This is a genomic window from Azospirillum sp. UFLA03-27 (assembly GCF_059803775.1).
On the sequence record NZ_JAUQTX010000379.1, the window covers coordinates 1 to 4,197 of the forward strand.

Genomic DNA, 4,197 nt, shown 5'->3' on the forward strand with positions numbered 1-4,197 from the left:
GTTATAGTCTCGTGGGCTCGGAGATGTGTATAAGAGACAGCCCCTACCCCCGCACGGGGTCCGGCACCGGGGCCAGCATGCCGGCGCTGACGAAGCTGCTGATTTCCGTGATGATCTCGTCCGGGTCGCCGGGGTTGCAGATGCCCGGCGCCAGCTCCTCCAGACGGTGGGTGTCGGAGAAGGCGTAGAGATAGGCGCCGATCATCAGCGTCATCCGCCAGTAGACGTCCCGCTCCGACAAATGCGGCAACGCTTCCTTCAGCGCGGCGGCGAAGATGCGGGTCGAGGCGTCGTAGGCCTCGTTGCGCAGCTTGTAGGAAATCTCCGGCGGTTCGGTGTGCAGCCGGGCCTGGAGCCGCATGAAGGTGCGGCCCCCCTCCGTCTCGCGCATGGCCAGCGCCGGCATCAGGAAGGCGTAGACGATGTCGCGCACCGGCGGCGGCGCGGGGCCGCGGCGCAGCGCCTCCAGCCGCTCCATGCGCTCGTCGGCGATCTTCCGGCCGCGGCGCAGGAAGACCTCCTCGAACAGCCCGTGCTTGGACCCGAAATAGTAGCTGATGAGGGCCTGGGTCACCTCGGCCCGGTCGGCGACGTTGCGCAGGCTGGTGCCGGCGTAGCCGAGGTTGGCGAACTCCAGCTCCGCCGCGTCCAGGATCTGGTCGCGCACGTTGCTGGTGCCCTCCGGACGGCCCGGCCCGGCCCGGCGGCCGCGCGCGGGGCGGCCCCGCGCCGGTCCGCTTTCCGGCGCGGTGTCGGCGACGGGCGCGCTGTCCTGGACTTTGCTCATCGGTCGGCTCATCTCACTCCCGGCGGCACTCTTCGGATGGAAAGTCTAACATGGTGCAACGCCTGATCCTCTTTTCAACCCTGACCGCGTCTCACAAGGCGAGAATGCGCTCCGCCGGAACCACGTCGCCGTATTTCTGGCCGATGTCGAACAGGTTGGCCTCGTGCGGCGCCAGGGCGCGGTCGCCCACGCAATCGGCCATGACGACCGGGCGGAAGCCGTGGCACATGGCGTCCACCACGCTGGCCCGCACGCAGCCGCTCGTCGTCGCTCCGGCGATCAAGAGAGTCTCGACGCCGCGCTGTGTCAACCACGGCGCCAGCCCGGTCCCGAAAAAGGCCGAGGGAACCGTCTTGCGCACCACCAGCTCCCCCGGCACCGGGGTCAGCTCCGGCACGATGGCGCTGATGGCGGCGTGCTCGGTCAGGGTCTGCATGCCCGGCACCTTGATGGAGAAGACGTTCCCGTCCGATCCGTCGTCGGCGTAAACGATCCGGCTGTGGGCGACGAACCAGCCGCGATTCCGGGCCTTCTCCAGCACCTGCGCCGTGCGGGCGATGGCCGGCGCGATGTTGCCGCCGCCGAACACCGCCGGGTCGGCGAAGCCGTTGACGAAATCGACGATCAGCAAACCGATCTGGCCCTGGATGCCCAGCGACCGGCCGAAGCCCTGCCGCTCGTAGACGGCCTGTTCCGAAACACTCATGCCAGTTCCTTTCCGGCGAGCAGCTTGCCCTCGCGGACGACCTCGCGCCCGTCCAGGCTGACCGTGCAGTTCCGCATGGGGATGTCGATGTGGCAGGCGGTGGTGCGCGACCCGCCCGCCTCGTTGTTGGGGCCGAGCGAGAAGAGGAAGTTCCCGGCGAAGGCCCGCGCGTCCATGCCCAGCGTCTGCTCGCGGTCGTAGAGGCCGAGCGTCGACCAGCGCGCCCGCGTCTGCGTGCCCCAGCCGATGTGGGAGATGGCGTAGGCCTCCGGGTCGGCGAAGGCGTCCATGTAGTCGTTCAGAAGATCGGCGTCCAAACCGCCGGTGATGGCGGTGACGTAGCCCTTCTCCACCGTCATCTCGATCTGCGAGGTCAGGTAGGACTTCATCGGCAGGAGGATGTCGCCCTTGTCGAGCACGATCCGCCCGCTCGCCTGCCCCTCGTTGGGGAAGGTGAAGCCGAAGCCGCTCGGCCAATGGTCCCAGCGCCCCGGCTCGTCGACGAAGCCGTATTCCTGCACCGTCGGGAACTCGCCGATGGGCAGGCGCAGGTCGGTGCCGGCGCGCGAGGTGACGTGCATCTCCTTCGCCGCCTTCAGCAGCGCGGTCGCCTCGCCGACGGTTGCCTTGTCCTCCAGGCTGGGCAGCAGGCGGACCAGCACCTCCGGCGGTTCGACGGCCAGCAGGATCTTGGTGCCGCTCTCCAGGATCTCCATCTGCTCCGGCGAGAAGAGGAGGGTCATCAGGTCCAGCACCAGATCGCTTTCCTTCAGCGCGGCCATGGCGGCGCGGTTTCCGGTCAGCGGGGTGGTGCCGAGATAGGCGAGGCTGTCGCGGCTGTGGGCGTGCTCCGCGTTCACCGGCGGCAGGTCCAGCCGGTTGACCCGCGCCCCCAGGGTGGAGGCGGCGATCAGGGCGGTGCGCAGGGTTTGCGGGTGGGTGCCGTCGCTGGTCAGGACGGTGACCACCTCCTGCGGCTTCAGCTTCGACAGGGTCAGAACATGGGTCCAGGCGCGGACCATATCGGCGTCACTGACGGGCATGATGCGTGTCCCTTTCCGGATGGGCGGTCAGACGGCGGTGCCGAGGAACGTGCCGAAGGCGCGGTAGAAGCCCTCTTCGTCGTCCCACGGGATCATGTGGCCGGCCCCCTCGACGCGGGTGACGGCCAGCTCGGGCTGGAGCTTGCGGATTTCCGCCTCCTCCTCCGGCCGGATCACGTCGCCGCGCCCGGCGGCGATCAGCAGGGCCGGACAGGGGATGCGCGGGAAGTCGGCGTGGATGTCGTCGGTCTGGAAGTCGTTGAAGGCGGTGACGATGGCCCGCTCGTCGCAGGTGTGCAGCCATTCGGCGCGCAGGCGGAGCTGTTCGTCCGTCCAGGTCGGGCAGAAGGGCCGCATGGCCTCCAGGTCGGCACCCTCGCGCATCAGGCGGATGGAATCCACGTACCAGGGAAGCTGCGCCGGGTAGGGGCGGCGGCCCGGCCCGGAGACCGGCGGATCGACCATGACCAGCCGCGCCGGGGCGGCGCCATGGCGGCTGACCGCGCGCAGGCCGATGCGCGCGCCCATGGAGTGGCCGACCAGCGCGTAGTCGCGCAGGCCCAGCGCCTCGGCGAAGGCCGTCACGTCGGCGGCCATGGCGTCCAGCCCGTAGTCGAGCGCGTCCGACGCCTCCGACAGGCCGCGCCCGCGCACGTCGAGCACGTAGGTGTCAAAGTTGCGCCCGAAGCGCTCCGCCACGAAGCCCCAGGTGACGGCGGGGCTGGTGATGCCCGGAACGATCACCACGGGACGCCCTTGGCCGCCGTAGCGCAGGTAATGCTGGCGGATGCCGTTGGCGCGGACGTTCGCGCCGTAGCGATAGGTGCTGCTGGTCATGGCATCCCCCGTCAATAGGCGCCGGAGAGCAGGGCGCCGGCCCCCGGAACGCGCGTCGGCAGGCCCAATGCCTTCAGCTTGGCGTAGGTGGTGGCGACGGCGGCGCTCAGCACCGGCTTGCCGGTCATCGCCTCGACCTGCGCGATGGCGGGCAGCGACGGCATCTGGACGCAGGCCGACAGCACGACGGCGTCCACCCCGGCGGTGTCCATGCCGGCGACGATCCCCGGCAGGCGGGACGGGTCGTGACGCCCGACCTCCAGATTGTCGGGGATCTCCAGCGCCTGCCAGTCGGCGACCTGCACGCCCTCATGCTCGATGTAATCGACGACGAGCTGGGCCAGCGGCTTCATGTAGGGGGCGACCAGGGCGATGCGCTTGGCGCCCAGCACATGCAGCCCGTCGACGAGCGCGCCCGCGCTGGTGATGACCGGGGCGGCCCCGCCATTCTCCACGGTGCGCCCGTGCAGCCGCTCCTGCGAGACGCGGTGGTAGCCCTTGCCCATGCTCATGATGGCGACGAGGCAGGCGTAGCCCAGCACGTCTACGCGGGCGTCCGACAGCTCCAGCGCGCAGCGGTCGGACTCGGCGTCCATGGCGGCGAGTTCCTCCTTCTTCACCGTCTTCATGCGCATGCGGCTGGAATGGAAGGTGAAGCGGGTGCCGTGCGCCAGCGCGTGGGCGGTCAGCATCGCCGGGATTTCCGTCTCCATGGTCGTGTTGGAGGAGGGGACGATCTGGCCGATGCGGTAGGTCTTGTTGGTCATGGTCGGTCCTTGGGGACTGTCTCTTATACACATCTGACGCTGCCGACGATTATACGC

5 protein-coding genes are annotated in these 4,197 nt (G+C 69.4%); all 5 read right to left on the reverse strand.

All coding sequences use genetic code 11. The features are described 5' to 3' along the window. Window positions 1-43: 43 nt before the first annotated feature. Window positions 44-787, reverse strand: coding sequence for a TetR/AcrR family transcriptional regulator (locus Q4I23_RS30925; RefSeq protein ID WP_454020784.1), 744 nt, complete (start codon window positions 785-787; stop codon window positions 44-46). A 91-nt stretch (window positions 788-878) separates the two neighbouring features. Beyond that, window positions 879-1,493, reverse strand: coding sequence for an isochorismatase family protein (locus Q4I23_RS30930; RefSeq protein WP_145690990.1), 615 nt, complete (start codon window positions 1,491-1,493; stop codon window positions 879-881). Next, a complete protein-coding gene (locus tag Q4I23_RS30935) occupies window positions 1,490-2,536 on the reverse strand; it encodes a 2,5-dihydroxypyridine 5,6-dioxygenase NicX family protein (protein WP_498528756.1) in 1,047 nt (348 codons plus the stop codon). Before Q4I23_RS30935 ends, Q4I23_RS30930 begins: the two co-directional genes overlap by 4 nt. 27 nt (window positions 2,537-2,563) lie before the next feature. Next, window positions 2,564-3,373: an alpha/beta fold hydrolase gene (locus Q4I23_RS30940; RefSeq protein WP_498528757.1), complete on the reverse strand. Its 810-nt coding sequence runs from the start codon at window positions 3,371-3,373 to the stop codon at window positions 2,564-2,566. Window positions 3,374-3,384: 11 nt separating this feature from the next. Then, window positions 3,385-4,173 carry a maleate cis-trans isomerase family protein gene (locus tag Q4I23_RS30945; protein WP_498528758.1) on the reverse strand — a complete coding sequence of 263 codons (789 nt, stop codon included), beginning with the start codon at window positions 4,171-4,173 and terminating at the stop codon, window positions 3,385-3,387. Window positions 4,174-4,197 lie beyond the last annotated feature (24 nt).

Bases quoted from the DNA above. Each gene is read 5' to 3' on its own strand.
- Q4I23_RS30925 (WP_454020784.1), bottom strand. From the start codon at position 787: ATGAGCAAAGTCCAGGACAGCGCGCCCGTCGCCGACACCGCGCCGGAA.
- Q4I23_RS30930 (WP_145690990.1), bottom strand. From the start codon at position 1,493: ATGAGTGTTTCGGAACAGGCCGTCTACGAGCGGCAGGGCTTCGGCCGG.
- Q4I23_RS30935 (WP_498528756.1), bottom strand. From the start codon at position 2,536: ATGCCCGTCAGTGACGCCGATATGGTCCGCGCCTGGACCCATGTTCTG.
- Q4I23_RS30940 (WP_498528757.1), bottom strand. From the start codon at position 3,373: ATGACCAGCAGCACCTATCGCTACGGCGCGAACGTCCGCGCCAACGGC.
- Q4I23_RS30945 (WP_498528758.1), bottom strand. From the start codon at position 4,173: ATGTGTATAAGAGACAGTCCCCAAGGACCGACCATGACCAACAAGACC.